Annotated in this window: 19 protein-coding genes; 7 read left to right on the forward strand and 12 right to left on the reverse strand. The window is 58.9% G+C overall.

What is annotated here, in order from left to right; translation table 11 throughout:
• Positions 1-588: phospholipase domain-containing protein (locus F1542_RS09070; RefSeq protein WP_193732752.1), on the forward strand; the 588-nt coding region annotated here is incomplete at its 5' end.
• Positions 585-1877 carry a haloacid dehalogenase-like hydrolase gene (locus F1542_RS09075; RefSeq protein ID WP_193732753.1) on the forward strand — a complete coding sequence of 431 codons (1293 nt, stop codon included), beginning with the start codon at positions 585-587 and terminating at the stop codon, positions 1875-1877. The genes F1542_RS09070 and F1542_RS09075, both read left to right, overlap by 4 nt.
• A gap of 257 nt (positions 1878-2134) precedes the next feature.
• Here F1542_RS09075 and F1542_RS09080 read toward each other — a convergent pair whose 3' ends face one another.
• Together F1542_RS09080 and eat are read right to left on the reverse strand one after the other, a co-directional pair.
• Positions 2135-4561 (reverse strand): TonB-dependent receptor domain-containing protein, encoded by a 2427-nt coding sequence (locus F1542_RS09080; protein ID WP_193732754.1) that lies wholly within the window; start codon positions 4559-4561, stop codon positions 2135-2137.
• Positions 4562-5133: 572 nt separating this feature from the next.
• Complete coding sequence (gene eat / locus F1542_RS09085; RefSeq protein ID WP_227672607.1) at positions 5134-6528, reverse strand: ethanolamine permease; 1395 nt, start codon at positions 6526-6528, stop codon at positions 5134-5136.
• Here eat and F1542_RS09090 point away from each other — a divergent pair.
• The 4 genes from F1542_RS09090 (at position 6528) to F1542_RS09105 (ending at position 9066) form a co-directional block, all read left to right on the forward strand.
• Positions 6528-6743, forward strand: coding sequence for a hypothetical protein (locus F1542_RS09090; protein WP_193732755.1), 216 nt, complete (start codon positions 6528-6530; stop codon positions 6741-6743). The genes eat and F1542_RS09090 overlap by 1 nt on opposite strands.
• Positions 6744-6968: 225 nt before the next feature.
• A complete protein-coding gene (locus tag F1542_RS09095) occupies positions 6969-7298 on the forward strand; it encodes a hypothetical protein (protein WP_193732756.1) in 330 nt (109 codons plus the stop codon).
• Between the two features lie 85 nt (positions 7299-7383).
• A complete protein-coding gene (locus tag F1542_RS09100; protein WP_193732757.1) occupies positions 7384-8793 on the forward strand; it encodes an amidohydrolase family protein in 1410 nt (469 codons plus the stop codon).
• A 12-nt stretch (positions 8794-8805) separates the two neighbouring features.
• Positions 8806-9066 (forward strand): hypothetical protein, encoded by a 261-nt coding sequence (locus tag F1542_RS09105; RefSeq protein WP_193732758.1) that lies wholly within the window; start codon positions 8806-8808, stop codon positions 9064-9066.
• A 142-nt stretch (positions 9067-9208) separates the two neighbouring features.
• On the opposite strand, the gene F1542_RS09110 is transcribed toward F1542_RS09105, so the two are convergent.
• The 9 genes from F1542_RS09110 to F1542_RS09140 form a co-directional block, all read right to left on the reverse strand.
• Positions 9209-9424, reverse strand: coding sequence for a hypothetical protein (locus F1542_RS09110; protein WP_193732763.1), 216 nt, complete (start codon positions 9422-9424; stop codon positions 9209-9211).
• Between the two features lie 141 nt (positions 9425-9565).
• Positions 9566-9907: a hypothetical protein gene (locus tag F1542_RS17155; RefSeq protein ID WP_227672608.1), complete on the reverse strand. Its 342-nt coding sequence runs from the start codon at positions 9905-9907 to the stop codon at positions 9566-9568.
• Positions 9898-10905, reverse strand: a complete 1008-nt coding sequence (locus F1542_RS09120) for an NAD-dependent epimerase (RefSeq protein ID WP_193732759.1) — start codon at positions 10903-10905, stop codon at positions 9898-9900. The genes F1542_RS17155 and F1542_RS09120 overlap by 10 nt, the downstream gene beginning before the upstream one ends.
• An 84-nt stretch (positions 10906-10989) precedes the next feature.
• Positions 10990-11217, reverse strand: coding sequence for a hypothetical protein (locus F1542_RS17160; RefSeq protein WP_227672609.1), 228 nt, complete (start codon positions 11215-11217; stop codon positions 10990-10992).
• Positions 11218-11382 carry a hypothetical protein gene (locus F1542_RS17165; protein ID WP_227672610.1) on the reverse strand — a complete coding sequence of 55 codons (165 nt, stop codon included), beginning with the start codon at positions 11380-11382 and terminating at the stop codon, positions 11218-11220. It abuts the gene before it with no gap.
• Positions 11379-11726 carry an ATP-binding cassette domain-containing protein gene (locus tag F1542_RS09130; RefSeq protein WP_227672611.1) on the reverse strand — a complete coding sequence of 116 codons (348 nt, stop codon included), beginning with the start codon at positions 11724-11726 and terminating at the stop codon, positions 11379-11381. The genes F1542_RS17165 and F1542_RS09130 overlap by 4 nt, the downstream gene beginning before the upstream one ends.
• Positions 11723-11917, reverse strand: a complete 195-nt coding sequence (locus tag F1542_RS17170) for a hypothetical protein (RefSeq protein WP_227672612.1) — start codon at positions 11915-11917, stop codon at positions 11723-11725. Before F1542_RS17170 ends, F1542_RS09130 begins: the two co-directional genes overlap by 4 nt.
• Positions 11907-12326, reverse strand: coding sequence for a hypothetical protein (locus tag F1542_RS17175; protein ID WP_227672613.1), 420 nt, complete (start codon positions 12324-12326; stop codon positions 11907-11909). Before F1542_RS17175 ends, F1542_RS17170 begins: the two co-directional genes overlap by 11 nt.
• Before the next feature lie 216 nt (positions 12327-12542).
• Complete coding sequence (locus tag F1542_RS09140; RefSeq protein ID WP_193732760.1) at positions 12543-13871, reverse strand: UDP-glucose/GDP-mannose dehydrogenase family protein; 1329 nt, start codon at positions 13869-13871, stop codon at positions 12543-12545.
• A 150-nt stretch (positions 13872-14021) separates the two neighbouring features.
• Here F1542_RS09140 and F1542_RS09145 point away from each other — a divergent pair, with 150 nt between their 5' ends.
• Complete coding sequence (locus F1542_RS09145; protein ID WP_227672614.1) at positions 14022-14507, forward strand: IS5 family transposase; 486 nt, start codon at positions 14022-14024, stop codon at positions 14505-14507.
• Positions 14508-14516: 9 nt separating this feature from the next.
• Here the strand turns inward: F1542_RS09145 and F1542_RS09150 are convergent, their stop codons facing one another.
• Complete coding sequence (locus F1542_RS09150) at positions 14517-15419, reverse strand: 3'-5' exonuclease (RefSeq protein ID WP_193732761.1); 903 nt, start codon at positions 15417-15419, stop codon at positions 14517-14519.
• Positions 15420-15623: the final 204 nt, after the last annotated feature.

Consider the following 15623-nt stretch of genomic DNA (forward strand, 5'->3'; position numbering starts at 1 on the left):
CTGCCCTATCGCCATACCGCACGGATACATGCGCACGATGGGGCGCTGGACCTTGTACTGGACAATCCGGGCGACGTCGGGGTGGTCTTCCGCCTGTATGGCGTGGATGTTCACGGTCCCCGGCATTTTACCGTGGCCGCGCACAGTGATTTCCGCTTCACGCTGCCACCGACCATGGCCAGCCATACCCTGCGCCTACATGGTCCCAACGGCTTTGTACGGACATGGGCCCTGCCTCACCGGTCATGCGTGCTGGAGGTGGCGGAATCCTATGATACCGACACGGGCAACCTGCGCCTGACCCTGCGGAACACACGCAGGAACAGGCTGCGTGTAAATATGGACATGGTGGATTACGCCGGCTACGCGCCGGTCCGTCTGGACATTCCCCCACTCGGCAGCGTAACCCATGACTGGAACCTGGCCGCGTCGGATCACTGGTATGACCTGCGCCTGACATGCGGTGGCCATCCGCATTTCCTTGCCAGACTGGCTGGCCACATGGAAACGGGGCGGCCCAGCCGCAGTGACCCGCGCCTTGGCGGCGCGCCGTCCATTACCCATCTGCCAAAAGGGCATGAAGCGTGACGAAACCCTTTACCCGTCGTCAGTTTGCCACTGTAGCAGGCCTGTCATCCCTGGCGCCCGGGCTGCTGGCGGCCGGGGCGCATGCAACCGATGATACGGCCTTCCTCCCGCTGCTGCCGCCCCTGAAATGGGCACCCACGACACGCCGGGCGGTCGAAGCGGTCATCCGCGCCCATGGACGTGGCAGTCAGGATGCCACGACCCGGCCCTATGCCGTATTTGACTGGGACAATACCTGTATTTCTGGTGACTGCGCGGAAACACTGTTCCGCTTCATGATCGACAATCTGTGCTTCATGCTTACGCCGCAGCAGTTTGGCACCTTTCTGCAACGTGGGTTGGGGCATGGGATGCTTGCCCCGACATGCCGCACCGTTACGGGACAGCGGGTCAACGCGCATGCATTGGCTGTGGATCTGGTTGCCGATTACACGGCGCTGGTACGGTCCTACGGACTGCTGCCCCTGCGCGACGGCGGCTTTACGCTTCGTACGGCCGCCGATCCCATAATGTGCAGTTTCCGGGCCAAGCTGTATTTCGCCTATGACGCCATGATGGCGAGTTCCGGCGTGGATCATGCCTATCGCTGGGTCATATGGATGCTGAACGGTCATACGCCCGACAGCCTGCGCCAGCTTGTACAGGCGTCCAACACCTGGCATCTGGGACAGGCCATTACATCCGTCACGTGGCACACCCCGCCACAGCGACCGGGACAGGCGGGATGCGTCAGCCACACCTTCATGCAATGCCTGCGCCTGACGCCCGAAATCGCCACGCTGCATGGCTGCCTGCGCGCGCAGGGCATTGATGTCTATGTCTGTTCGGCATCCTTCGTGGATATCGTGCGCATTTTCGCGACTGATCCCCAGTACGGATACAACCTGCCTGCCGAAAACGTAATGGGCGTGCGGATGCACCCGGATGGTGATGCGTCCTATCCCGGTGACAGGGACGTACCCCACTGGCCCCTGACCTATCGGCAGGGCAAGGTCACGGCCATCCGTCAGGCACTGGCCCGGCAGAAAGGGCACGGTCCCGTGATGGTCTTTGGCGATAGCGACGGCGACGTGGATATGATGCACGGTTTTGCCGATACCGCGCTGTCGGTCATCATCAACCGCTGCCTGTCCGGCCCGATTGGCGCGCTGTCCCGACGCGCGGCACAGGAACAGTCGGCATCACAACCCCGGTTCGTGCTGCAGGGGCGCAATGAGAATACCGGCGAATGGCGCCCCGATCCCGCCTCCATCCCTTACGGCAGCACGGCACCACGCCTGCTGGCCTGACGACGCCCCTGTGCCGCACGCGAACACGGCACGAGGCGCATGGGGGCAAATGTCTTTGGAGACGGTTTGAAAAGTCAGACCATAATAACGCCTTAAAATCAAAAGCAGTTTTTGGTGAAGCTTTTTTCAGAAAGCTTCAGGAAACGCCGCCTTTTTGAAAAAAGGCAGCACCCAAAAACTTTTAATGTTTTCAAAAAAATACAGGCCACCGTTTCATAAACAAACGGGCGCCCTGCAACAGGGCGCCCGTTCATTGTCTAGAATTCTATGGCGACCGACCCGAAATACTGTCGCGGCGCGCCAATCAGGAAGGACTGGTCATCACCACTCATCGGGTTGCCGTTTTCACCCATGGTGGAAATATACTGCGTATTGGTCAGGTTATACACGTTGAAGCTGAGGGTCAGGTGATTGAGATACCTGAACCGGTCGCTTCTGTGGGCAAGTTCGGAGAAATTGTACCGTGCGCCCAGTGATGTGACCCAGTAACCCGGCACATGGGTATCACCAATATAGCTGAAGTTACGTTCCCCGATATACTGCGTATCGATATGGGCGCTTGCGCCATGCCAGGCATATGTCAGGCTGGCCTTGTACATGAACCGGGGATAATTGACGATCTGCTGCCCGTGGGTGCCGTAACGCACGCCGCCCGAAGTCACATCCTGATCATAAGTTGCATGGTTCCAGCTGATGGAATTGTAAATGGACAGTCCCTTGACCGGCATCACGGTCAGACCGGCATCCACACCGTTCATCGTCACGCCACCAACGTTCATCACGGCGGAATACGGGTTGGTGATCGGTCCGCTTGTCACCTGCTGCAGACGATTGCGGAAATTGGTGTGGTAGGCATACAGCGACGCCATCAGCATCCGGGCCATGTAGCGGTAACCCACCGCATAGTTCCAGTTGGTTTCCGGCTTCAGCCCGCCCTGCGACTGCATGCTGTTATAGGCGGACTGGGTCATGGCGAAAGGCGATGCGCCCATCTTGTAACCCGCGATGGGGTAGGATTTCACGTTTTCAGCAACATCAAAAAACAGTTCATGATGCTTCAGGAAATGCCAGTCCGCGCTGATATGTGGCAGGAACGCCTTGGCTGTCGTCACGCTGCCGCTGGCAATGGCGTCCGTGCCGGTATAGGCGGACAGATTGCCGGTTTCGCGGCCATCAACCGTCTGCAGCAACGACTTGAAACCGAAATGTACGTTCAGGTTGGGGCGGACATGATACGTATCCTGCACGAAGGCCGTAAAGCTGTTTGAATTGAAGGTATCACCCCACAGATTGGCCATGGGGGAAGGCAGCTTGCCCATGGAATTGATCGGGGACCCCTGCCCCAGCACCGGTTCGTAATAGGCGTTGCGCACTTCATCCACATGATAATGTTCGTACCACACGCCCGCGCTGATATCGTTATGCGCGATATTGTAATGCAGGGCGGATGTAAAACCGCCGCGCTGGGCATGAACACTGGTAATCTGGTCAAATAGCGGGGCGCCATTGGGCATCAGCCCGCTGCTGTACCATGGATAGGGGCTGGCCCATGTGCCACGGCCGTACTGTCCCTGTGCATACAGGACGGTTTTCCAGTGCAGGCGGTGCGTCAGCGCGAAATCCATGTTCAGGCCGCCGAGATAATCGCGCTCCACCGTGCCGCCGTCATAGTAGGAGGCATCATACGGATCCGACATCTTGCCATAACCCGCGGGCAGCGCCCCGCCGGGCTTGTTGTTCGCCGCAAGCGCCAGACGGTAGGCTTTTGCATAGGCATTCGGCGTGCCGATAAAGTTGTCGATCCCGCCCCCGCCGTTATGCAGCATGTCAAAAGACAGGTCCTGATACTGGTACTGATCCAGATCACCCCAGTCGAACAGGGCGGAAATCTGGCTTTCCTCACCGATCGGCTGCACCAGCTTGGCATTGACCTGCTGCATGAACTGGTTGCCGCCGCCTTTCCATTTTTCCGCGTTATTGCGCATGTAGGACACGAACATACGGGTGCCTGTCCGGTTCATGTCGCCGGAATCAAAGCGGAAAAAGCTGTGCATGGTGGAATTGGAACCGAATGTCTGGTTCACCTGACCGCCCATCTTGTGCTTGGGGTCGGCTGAAAAATATTCGATCGAACCGCCAAGGTTGGATGTGGAGGCAACGGATTCGGCGCCCGCGCTCATGGATACATCCATATGGCCGATATTTTCCGATGCCAGCGCATTCATGACGTTCAGGCCGTTGAGGGCATGATACTGCTGGTCCCCCAGCGGAATACCATCCAGCGTCACCCCGACCTGATTAAGCAGGAAGCCGTGCATGTACAGGGACTGCGACCAGATGTCCAGTCCCTGCCCGTCGGCTGACTGGAACAGGATGCCCGGCATTTTACCCAGTACCTTGAGGGCATTCGTGCCGGGAACTTCCTCCTTGATCATCTGGGCGGAAACCACTTCCTTGACACCGACTGCGCGATGGCGATGGCCGACCACGCCCAGCGTCTCCGGTTTCAATGCGGCCACCGGCCGGGAAACAGGCCTGGATGCAACACCGTGCCGACTGACAGACGTGATCTTTCCATCCGGTTTCACCTTCGGCGCGACAGTGGCGGAAAGTGCAACATTGGAACTGGAAACAAACAGAACTGCGGCAAACGTTTTCAATAAAACATCAGCACGGTGTCTCATATCATTCTCCATTGACGCTTCATAAAAGCACATGCCCGGAAACAGGAATTATTGTTTTGTCTGGTCTGTTTTATTGAATCTTAAATTTAATCTGGGGATTTGTTTATTTTGCAATTTCCAGAACAGAAAGAACAAACCGAAGCAGACAGGAAATCAGAAACCGGAAAATTCCGGGATGATACTTTTCTGTCCCATGCCCGGTTCATCCGCATCTGCGTTCCATCTCCCCAATGACTTTCCATCAATGCATATGAAAGAATACATCATCTTCGTTACAATATAATAACTTATATGATGTTCTGAATTGACCTGATGAAACATATTGTTGACATCTGTGCATGGGGATGTCGCTGACGCGGAATTCCATAATGGAATGTAGAAATATTATTTCATCAATGCAGGTGTATATAGTATTATTTTTTAACCGGAACAGACATATGTTTTATAATATGTCTGTTCCGTCACCAGGCCTGTTCGCTGGGTCATGACTGGTTATGGAAAACAATACAGTCATATTCAAACGGCCACACACCAGTCCCCCGACACAGCGCTTGCCGGTCAGGGTAATCCCGTCACGCGCCGGATCTGCGGCTGAGCAGATAAACCGTAAGGCCCGCGGCCATGAACATGACATAGATCCCGAAAATGGCCAGATGGCTGACAGCCATGCCCACCAGCGCGCACAATGCGGCAATAAAGGCAAATCCCGGCACGACAGGATAACCGGGCACGGACCAAGGCCGCACCCGATCTGGCTGGTTACGGCGCAGCTGGAACAGGCTGGCCATGGCAAACAGGTACATGGTCAGCGCACCAAATACCGATATGGTAACGATATTGGCGGTCAGCGGTTGCCCGCCGATGGTGATATACCGGTCACCGTAAATGGCCAGCATCCCCACGACCCCGCCCGCCAGCGTTGCGGCCCACGGCGTTCCGAACCGGGGGTGAAGCCGCCCCAGCACCGCAGGCAGGTAGCCTTCCCGCGCCATGGCATAGATCTGGCGCGAATATCCCATGATGATCCCGTGGAAAGACGCCACAAGACCGAACAGCCCGAGCCATACCAGCATATGGACATAACCACTGCGGGGACCGACTACCGTCAGCATGGCCTGTGGCAGCGGGTCATTCAGGTTGGCCAGGGCTTTCCAGTCACCCACGCCCCCCGCAAGGATCATGACACCGAACGCCAGAACCATCAGGGTAATGATTCCGGCAATATAGGCCACGGGAATGGTCCGGTGCGGGGTGTGCGCTTCTTCCGCTGTCATGGCCACGCCTTCAATCGCAAGGAAAAACCATATGGCAAAGGGAACCGCCGCCAGGATGCCGCCAACGGCATGCAGGCTGAACACATCGGACCCGGCCCAGCCATCATGGACAAAATTCGCCCATGAAAAACCCGGCATCACCACAACCATGAAGACAAGAAGTTCAACAATGGCGGCAATGGTAATGACCAGTTCGAATGTGGCCGCAATATTCACCCCGAATATATTGAGCGCCATGAACACCACATAGGCCCCCGTCGCGGCCGTCGATGCACTGACATGGGGATATTGCACATGCAGGTAGGCCCCGATCGCCAACGCGATGGCCGGAGGCGCAAACACGAATTCCATGATCGAGGCAAAGCCCGTCAGGAACGCCGGTACAGGTCCGAACGCCGCCAGCACATAGGCAAACGGCCCACCCGCCTTCGGTATGGACGTGGTCAGTTCGGTATAGGAAAAAATCAGCGCCGCATACATCAGCGCAACCATGAATGTGGTGACAAGAAAGCCCAGCGTGCCTGCCGCGGCCCAGCCATAACTCCACCCGAAATATTCCCCTGAAATCACCAGGCCCACGGCAATGCCCCACAGGTGAAAGACCCCGAACCGGCGCTGGAGCGCAGGCGCGGGGGTGTGTGCGTCATGCAGTGGCGTAAGGGGAGTGGTAGAAGTCACGGAGGGTCGGGTCATTGTCCACAACAGAATTTATGATGGTCTATACAGGAAACACGCATGGTGACTGCCTCCCGCTTAACACGAAGTCCGGACTGGCTTCCATCACCACGATAGACCGCTGCGCCGACAACATTCTTGACCCGGTGAAACATTCTTTTGACCGCGAAAAACGTCTTTATTCCACGCTGCATTCATCCTTCGCCCACGCATGCCACATCACCCATGCATGATCAGGAAATTCGCCGACGACCTGCCGACCGGGCCATCACATGGACCGCATCATGGAATGCAGGCGACGGTCCCTTCATACGCCGGAGAAACCAGACAGCCATTGCGCCCCCGGCACAATACCCGACACAATATGGCCCGCATGGCTGATGGGCGACACGCCACTATCCCCCCGGCGCCATGAAACATGGCATAGTGCAACCATCACCCAAGGAGGGAACAGGCCTATGGAACCGTGGACTTCTTTCACATTATTTGGAAAATCCGGCACGATCTACCAGTTCCGGCGCGTACCTTCGCCCCTGCCCCCGCAGGCATGCATATTCCTGCTGACAACCGTCATGGGATCAACGGTCAAGGGCGGGTCATGGCAGTTCGTGGAGCCGGAAATCGGCACCGTGGCCTCACTATCTGGCGATTGGGACAGCGTGATCACGCCTGCCCGCGAAGCCAAGGCGGAAAGTGATGATGTCCTTGTCTGCTTTCCCGAAAGCGGTGACGTGGCTGATGCCTTCGCCGACCTGATCGAAGGTGGGGCGACACGCCTGCCGCGCTAGGCGCAACGCGGCCCGCCCAGATGTGAATGGACGCGGGTCCGCACGCGTTCCACACTGCTCCACCCTGCCGGATGGAGATCCCGCCATGTCCCGTTACCGCCGCCCTGCCCTGCTGACCTTCATGACGGGGCTTCTGCTGGTTCACGGCATGGCCCATGCCCGGCCGGACAGGCCGGTGCTGCTGCGCCATGCCACCGTTATTGATGGCACGGGCAGCGCGCCGCAGCCGGATACGGATATCCTGATCCGCGACGGGCATATCGCGGCAACCGGCCACCACCTGCCGTCGGCAGCACACGCACGCACTATTGACCTGTCGGGCCAGACCGTGCTGCCGGGACTGATTTCCGACCACAGCCATGTGGGACAGGTCAGCGGCACGCAGAATGGGGAAGTCAATTACACCCGCGCCAATATCCTGTCCGAACTGTCGCAGTACGAACATTATGGCGTGCTGACCATTGTAGCCCTGGGGCTGAACCGTTCACCCCTGTTTGATGACCTGCGGCGCGAACAGCATGCAGCGCTCAACCCCGGCGCGGACCTGTTTGGCGTGGACCAGGGCATTGGCGCACCCGACGGCGTGCCACCGCAGAACATGTTCCATCTTGGCGCGGATCAGGTTTTTCGGCCCACCACGCCCGATGAAGCCCGCGCCGCCGTCAACAAGATGGCGGATGAAGGCACGGACCTGATCAAGCTGTGGGTCGATGACTTCCGCAACGGCGTGCCCGGCGCGCACGGCCTGCCCAAGATGCGACCCGAAATATACCGCGCCGCCATTACGCAGGCCCACCTGCGCGGCAAGCGCGTGGCCGCCCATATCCATGACCTGTCCGATGCCCGCGCGCTGGTGGCCGCGGGTGTGGATATCCTGGCCCATGGCGTGCGGGACAAACCGGTTGACGCGACCCTGATCCACGCCATGACACAGCAGGGCACGGGCTATATCGCGACGCTGGACCTTGACGAAGCGAACTATATCTTTGCCGAACACCCCGAATGGCTGGATGACCCGTTCCTGTCATACGGGCTGTCTGCGGCCCTGCGCCAGCAGTTCGCTGACCCGGCATGGCGGGAGAAGGTTCTGGCAGCCCCCCTGACTGCAGCAGCACGCAAGGCGCTGGCGATGAACATGCGCAATCTGCTGACCCTGTACCGTGCGGGCATTTCCATCGGTTTCGGCACGGATTCGGGGGCGACGCCAACCCGTATTCCCGGATTTGCCGAACACCGGGAATTCCGGCTGTCGGTCATGGCGGGCCTGACCCCGCTACAGGCCATTACGCTGGCGACGGGGGATGCCGCCCATCTCATGCAGCTTACGGACCGGGGCACGATCGCACCGGGACAACTGGCGGACCTGCTGGTGGTGTCAGGCAACCCGGATCAGGACCCGTCGGCACTGGATCATATCCAGCAGGTCTGGCACCGTGGGCGTCAGGTGCCCGGCCCGCTGGCGGGACAGGACAGGCCGACAGCCCGGCCCAAGTGACAGAAAGTCGATATGACCGGAAAAAATACGTCCAATCCCCTTCGTAAACTGCTTCCCCTGATCGGGATTGCAGCAACCCTTGCCGCCTGCGCCGGGCCGAGCGGCCCACAGTTATCAGGGCCTGATGGGCCGATGATCGCCAATAATGACTGGAACGAACATAATTACGGCATGGGGTTCTATTCCGGGCCGTATGATGACGGTTTCGAGGCGGAGGGACTGAACGGCGGCCCACCCAATTATCTGGGTGACGAGTTCATGGGCGTCCCCTGAAGCAGAAGCTGACAGCATGCGGTAGAAACAGCTTGGGAAAACCATTGATAAATAAAAAGTTTTTGGATGCCGTCTTTTTCAAAAAGGCGGCATCCTTCTGAAGCTTTTTTGTGATTTGCAGGACATATCGTCTGGCCCGGTATTATTTCGATGCGCCACAGTCACGTGGCCACTGGTCGCCACCGCCTGCCGCACCCGCCAGCCCCATTACGCAGCCAGCCAGCACTTCCGGACGCATGGAGGCAGGGGGCGTCGGCACGGATGCCCCATGCATATGCCGCGACAGTTCCGCCCGGAACGGCTCCGCCAGCAGGGCGCATGACCGTGCCAATGGTGTGGGTGGCCGGCACCTGGACATCAAAATCCGCCATGAAGACCGCGCTGTCGCCGCGCGGCGTATCCGCAAGCGGTTGCACGCCGTTATAGATGACGCGCACACGCGCTTGATCAATGCCCAGTCATGTGGCGTAACGCCACGCGGCAAAGCGGGAATTGGCAGTCAGCACGATACCCGGCGCGGAAAGCAGGGTCTGGTAGAGCATATGATATTCGGGGCGGTCGCGTTCGGAACGGTCGGGCGTCCTTCGCTCCGGTCACGCAGGCGCATGGCCAGAAGATGAAAACGCTCATGGGCGGGAAAGCGGGCGGCAAGGCTGTCCATTTCCCTTTCCCGCACACCTTCCGCGAACGTACGCAGGCGCACATGCCGCGCGAACATGGCTTCCGCCATTTCATGCGTGCTGCGGTCGGGATGCATGGGCTGTGTCGAGCCATTGCCATCGGGGCTGGATGCCCGATGGCCTGACAGGGTATCCGCTGGCTCCTCGTGTATCAGGGGCACGCGGGAACCTTGTAGTAATCCCTGTACCACGCCACGAAGGCATCCACACCAGTCTGTACGGGGGTCGCCGGGCAGAAACCGGTCAGCGCCTGCAGGGCCGAGCAGTCAGCCCAGGTACGCGGCACATCACCGGGCTGCATGGGCATGTAGTTGCGCACACACGGCTTGCCCAGCGCCTTTTCAATCGCTTCGATAAACGCCATCAGGCTGACCGGCTGGCTGTTGCCGATATTGACCACCCGGTACGGCGCGACGGGACTGGCGCCGGGATCGCTTTCACCCGCCTTAAGCGGCGGCTTCCTGGACAGCAGGCAGATCGCTTCCACCAGATCGTCGATATAGGTGAAATCGCGTTCCATGTTGCCGTTGTTGTAAACATCGATCGGCTTGCCCTCGAGCGTATTGGCGGTGAACTTGAACAGCGCCATGTCCGGCCGTCCCCACGGGCCGTACACCGTAAAGAAGCGGAAAGCGGTAATCGGCAGCTTCCAGATATAGGAATAGGAATGTGCCAGTTCCTCATTCGCCTTCTTGGTGGCGGCATACAGGCTGAGCGGATGATCGCAACGCTGGGATTCGGAGAAGGGAATCTCCTTGTTCGCCCCATAGACGGATGACGTTGACGCCATCATGAGATGGGGCGTCTTGTGCTGCTTGACCTGCTCAAGCACGTTATAGGTGCCGACAAGGTTGGCGCTGATATAGGTGCCCGGGTTTTCAATGCTGTACCGCACCCCCGCCTGCGCCGCGAGGTGGATGACCAGGTCAGGCCGGCACGCCGTAAAGGCATTTTCCATGGCCTGCGCGTCTTCAAGCATGAATTCGTTGCAGGTGAACTTCTCGAATTCCCGCAGCATTGCATGGCGCTTCTGCTTTAGCGTCACGTCGTAATAGGTGGTCATGCCATCTATGCCGGTCACCTCATGGCCATCACGCAACAGACGCTGGGCGACATGGAAACCAATGAATCCGGCCGTACCGGTAACAAGAATACGCATTATATACTCCAGAAAATTCCGGTGGCTGGCTCTAAGCCACCCCTGTTGGGTCCTGACGGAACACGACGATGTCCACGCATCTCTTTAGCGGGAATCACGCAGCGCGTAGAACAGCAGAAGCGAAATGGCCCAAGCAATGAACGCGCAGCCCGTGACGGTCAGCGGGGAAAACAGGTAACGGGGGAATGTCGCCTCGCCCGCCTTTACCGGCCGGACATAGATCAGCACGTACGGGTTCTGCTTGACGGCGTTCTGGCGCAGGTCGCGCAATGTATTGCGGGCTTCGTCATAATGGGTCTGGGCTTCGTTCATCTAGTCCAGCAGGAGGGTGTTGGTATCCATGACCGAAGCCCACCCTTCGGTCGGGGTCGCGACGTGAACGGCCGAACCGCCGCGGACGCGCTGCCGGATTTCACTGATCTGGCTCTGGATGGTGGTGATCTTCTGCTGCAGTGACGCCAGCGCCGGGCTGTTCATGCCGCCGGAACGACGCAGGTCATCGGCCTGGCTTTGCGCGGTAAACAGCGCCTGGCGCGGGGCCTGTCACGCCCGGACATGTGGGGATGGAAGAAACCGCTATAGGACAGCGGATAGGAAACCCGCATGTCGGGGCTGCGGATGATCTCCCCGCCATCGGGGGAATCCATACCGGCCAGCAGACGGATGAGCATACTACGGATGAGCATACTCTTGCCCGACCCGTTGCCGCCAAGGATCCCGATATCCTCACTACCGTCAAACACCGCGTTCAGGTGCGACAGGACCGGGTTGTCCGCTGCCTGCCCGCGGTAGGATTTGGTGACATCCGACACGGCGATCATGCGGATATGATCCGTTTGCGCGTGATGCGCTGCAGGCACAGACCGGCCACCACTGACCCGATGGCCCATTGTGAAAGATAGAGTGGACTCATGTAGATTTTATCATAATCAGACAGATGCCCCGCGCGAAACAGCGCCACGCCATGCAGCATCGGGTTCCACAGCAACCATCGACGCAGGTCAACGGGCACCCGGATTGATCAGTCCAACGCCCATTCCCATCGCGAAGATCAGGATGATGGCAGCAACGCATTCCATCGGATACTCGGGCAAGGGGGCATAGTCGCCTATGATCATTCCGCCCAGGATCAGCACGGATACCGCAAGCCACGTAACACCTTCAAGCAGTCCCCGCGATGTTACGATATCCAGCGCGTGTATCAGCGGAAAGCGCAGGAGCATCTGATTGGAACGGAGTGCCGCGCCAACATGCAGCGCCGTTTTCTGGAACAGGAAGAACGGCAGCACCCCGGTTACGAAAAACAGGAGAACATTGCCCCTCACCGGGTCCTGCCGGTTGATGGCCCAATAGACAACGGACATGACGGCAACATCGGCGATCGGTTCGATCAGCGTCCACAGATAAACCCACGCTGGCATGCCCGAAACGCGTCTGCGCGGTGCGAAGGATCAGCGCGCCAATAACGCAGTAATGGCGCATGGGGGCAGATATGACCCAGTTGTCTGCCTGCGTACCTCCCCCGGTTGGCATGGGGGGACGAACGCGCCATTCCCCGCCGTGTTTCCACGCTGCCATTCATGTCAGTCATTCTCCGTCAACCACTCGGTGCACCCATGGGTCAGGCGCCAGAAGCATCAGGCAGCGTTTGTTTTCACCTGGCCACGGCCGACACCCGTATAGGTGAAGCCTGCCTTGATGACATCCGTGGGATTGTAGACATTACGCAGGTCCACAAGGATCGCGCTTTTCATCAGGCCACGCACCCTGGTCAAGTCGAGTGCACGGAAAGCGTCCCATTCCGTCACCACCGTCATGACATCCGCACCGGCTACGGTTTCGTACGGGTCCTTGCAGAACACGACGCCTTCATCGATCACCTTGCGCGCCTGTTCCATGCCAACCGGATCAAAGGCACGGATGTTTGCGCCCGCATCCCTGAGCGCACGCGTGATGGCAATGGACGGTGCGTCACGCATGTCATCCGTGTTGGGCTTGAAGGTCAGGCCCAGCAGGGCAACCGTCTTGCCACGGATATCGCCACCCGCCGCCTGGATGATCTTGCGGCCCATGGCGCGCTTGCGCTGGTCGTTGACATTCGCCACCGCCTCGATAATGCGTCCGGGCACACCATAATCCTGGCCGGTCTTGATAAGCGCGCTGACATCCTTGGGGAAGCACGATCCGCCAAAGCCGGGCCCCGCATGCAGGAACTTGGAACCGATACGGTTATCCAGCCCCATGCCACGCGCGACATCCTGCACGTTGGCACCGGCTTCCTCACACAGATCGGCAATTTCGTTGATGAACGTGATCTTGGTGGCGAGGAAGGCATTGGCCGCGTATTTGGTCAGTTCGGACGTGCGGCGGTCGGTAAACAGGATGGGGGCCTGATTGAGGAACAGCGGACGGTAGACTTCCGACATGACTTCGCGCGCACGCGGGTCGGTCGTGCCGATCACGATGCGGTCGGGCCGCTTGAAATCACCAATGGCGGCCCCTTCGCGCAGGAATTCCGGATTGGACGCGACCGTGAAATCCGCGTTGGGCCGCGTTTCGCGGATCAGGCGTTCGACTTCATCACCGGTGCCGACCGGCACCGTGGATTTTGTCACCACGACGGTATAGCCCTGCAGTTCCGCCGCGATATCCTTCGCCACCTGATAGACATAGCTCAGGTCCGCATAGCCATCGCCACGGCGGGACGGCGTGCCCACGGCAATGAACACCACATCGGCGTCGCGTACGCCCCACCCCAGATCCAGGTCGAACTTGAGACGGTCGGCCGCGACGTTGCTGGCGATCAGTTCCGCCAGGCCCGGCTCATAAATCGGCACGCCGCCGCTGCGCAGGGATTCAATCTTGCGTGGGTCCGTATCGATGCAGCGGACCTCATGCCCGAAATCCGCAAAACACGCGCCGGTTACAAGGCCAACATAACCGGCCCCGATCATAGCAATTTTCATCCTACTCTTCCTTGTAACGGAAAACCTGTATCGTAAAATGACATCGTATTCCCATCATGCGCTGGAGGCCGAATCTCTACTCAATAAAGGCCGGGGCGCCGGTCCGGGCCTTGAGACGAAACGTGCGGTCCTGCATGACCCTGATGATCGATGCGACACATCTCAAGGCGCACCGGACATCGGCGTCCCTGCTCAAAAAAGGTTTTTTTCCGCCATATCGGGCGGACAAAAAGTGGCCTGAACTCAAAACTCCATGCCGTGTGCGATGGTCAGGGTCGGCCTGTTCGCCTGCATCTGACAGCAGGTCAGGTCAGTGACTTCAAGGGCGCAGACGTGCTGCTGGCAGATCTCTCCGACGGGACAGAAGAAGTCATCGGGGACCGGGGCCATGACAGCAACCGGATCAGGTTATCGCGTGCAGAACGCACTATCACTGCCTGTATTCCTCTGAAAAAGAACCGGAAATCAAAGCCGCCTTACAACTGGCATCTGTATGAAAAGTGCCACCTGATCGAAAACATGTTCGCAAAGCTGAAAGACTGGCGACGTGTTGCAACCAGATACGATCGCTGCGCCCATACATTCATGTCTGCAATCCACATCGTAGCAAGCTTCATCTTCTATCTTAAAGAATGAGGCATGCGCCTAGCACCGCGTGGAAAAACGATCCCATGGCGTGATGCGGGTTACGGGCAGTTCAACGGGGCGGGCAAAGACCTCGGCTGACAGGAAAGCCTGTTCCGCCTCCACCTGCTCCTCAGGTAGCGAGATGGACCACGCACGCGGGTTTCCATCGGTTCCGTCATTCCAGCGGTAGCCACGCTGGCGCAGCATATCCTTGAATTCATAAGGTGCGTTCTCGGCCCAGATCCGGCAACGGATCTGCCGGGCGTTTTCCAGCAGCACGCCCAGCGCCGGACGCCCCGATACCGGCAGGTCACGATCCAGGATCGCAATGCCCGCCTGGCAGTCATCCACCGCCCGGTGGCCATCGAACCAGAAACCCGCCTGCATCCCCAGATAGGACAGCTTGCGTCCTTCATACCCCTCCGCTGCCCAATCCACATCGCGCATGGAGCACGCCCATGGCTTGGTGGCGAAGACAGGTGTGAAGCGTTCTGCAAACTTCCGGTCAAAATTTGCATTATGTGCGATAATTAATGACGCCGGTGCGACAAAACGTTCCACTTCTTCCGGGGTGACGGACTGCCCCGCCACCATGGCCGGGGTAATGCCGGTCAGTTCGGTAATCTGCGCCGGAATGGGACAGGAGGGTTCGCGCAGGCGGCTGAAAGGTTCCAGCGACCCCAATATCCGCCCATCCAGCGTATAGACAAAGGGGACGATCCCGAATTCGATGATTTCGTCCTTTGCAGCACTCAGTCCGGTTGTCTCAAGATCAAGGAACATGCCAAGCCGTGTGCCCGTCCCCTCCGGGTACTGATCCAGCATGCGTGGCGCCAGCGGACGCAGGACACGGTATCGCCCTGTCCCCTCCAGCGTCCGGGCCATGTGTTCCATCGGGTCGGAAGTCGGGTCATCTGTCATCACGGGTCTCCTGTGGCGGCCATGTCCACATGGGTATGCAGACAGCATGGACGCCCCGTCCAGCAGAACGGGCGTTGTTCCGGGGCGGGACATGGAATATTACAAAACTTGTCAGGCTGGCTGAATCCTGATGCAGTTCGACCGTACACACAGGATACGCCATGGCACAGGATGCCACGCCAGACCGCCCCTCCCCACCCGACC

The organism is Komagataeibacter sp. FXV3, assembly GCF_015155755.1.
Taxonomy (GTDB): domain Bacteria; phylum Pseudomonadota; class Alphaproteobacteria; order Acetobacterales; family Acetobacteraceae; genus Komagataeibacter.

Coding starts and splice junctions, on each gene's coding strand:
- F1542_RS09080 (WP_193732754.1), bottom strand. CDS start 4,561: ATGAGACACCGTGCTGATGTTTTATTGAAAACGTTTGCCGCAGTTCTG.
- eat (WP_227672607.1), bottom strand. CDS start 6,528: ATGACCCGACCCTCCGTGACTTCTACCACTCCCCTTACGCCACTGCAT.
- F1542_RS09095 (WP_193732756.1), top strand. CDS start 6,969: ATGGAACCGTGGACTTCTTTCACATTATTTGGAAAATCCGGCACGATC.
- F1542_RS09100 (WP_193732757.1), top strand. CDS start 7,384: ATGTCCCGTTACCGCCGCCCTGCCCTGCTGACCTTCATGACGGGGCTT.
- F1542_RS09105 (WP_193732758.1), top strand. CDS start 8,806: ATGACCGGAAAAAATACGTCCAATCCCCTTCGTAAACTGCTTCCCCTG.
- F1542_RS09110 (WP_193732763.1), bottom strand. CDS start 9,424: ATGTCCAGGTGCCGGCCACCCACACCATTGGCACGGTCATGCGCCCTG.
- F1542_RS09120 (WP_193732759.1), bottom strand. CDS start 10,905: ATGCGTATTCTTGTTACCGGTACGGCCGGATTCATTGGTTTCCATGTC.
- F1542_RS17160 (WP_227672609.1), bottom strand. CDS start 11,217: ATGAACGAAGCCCAGACCCATTATGACGAAGCCCGCAATACATTGCGC.
- F1542_RS17165 (WP_227672610.1), bottom strand. CDS start 11,382: ATGAACAGCCCGGCGCTGGCGTCACTGCAGCAGAAGATCACCACCATC.
- F1542_RS09130 (WP_227672611.1), bottom strand. CDS start 11,726: ATGATCGCCGTGTCGGATGTCACCAAATCCTACCGCGGGCAGGCAGCG.
- F1542_RS17175 (WP_227672613.1), bottom strand. CDS start 12,326: ATGCCAGCGTGGGTTTATCTGTGGACGCTGATCGAACCGATCGCCGAT.
- F1542_RS09140 (WP_193732760.1), bottom strand. CDS start 13,871: ATGAAAATTGCTATGATCGGGGCCGGTTATGTTGGCCTTGTAACCGGC.
- F1542_RS09145 (WP_227672614.1), top strand. CDS start 14,022: ATGCGACACATCTCAAGGCGCACCGGACATCGGCGTCCCTGCTCAAAA.
- F1542_RS09150 (WP_193732761.1), bottom strand. CDS start 15,419: ATGACAGATGACCCGACTTCCGACCCGATGGAACACATGGCCCGGACG.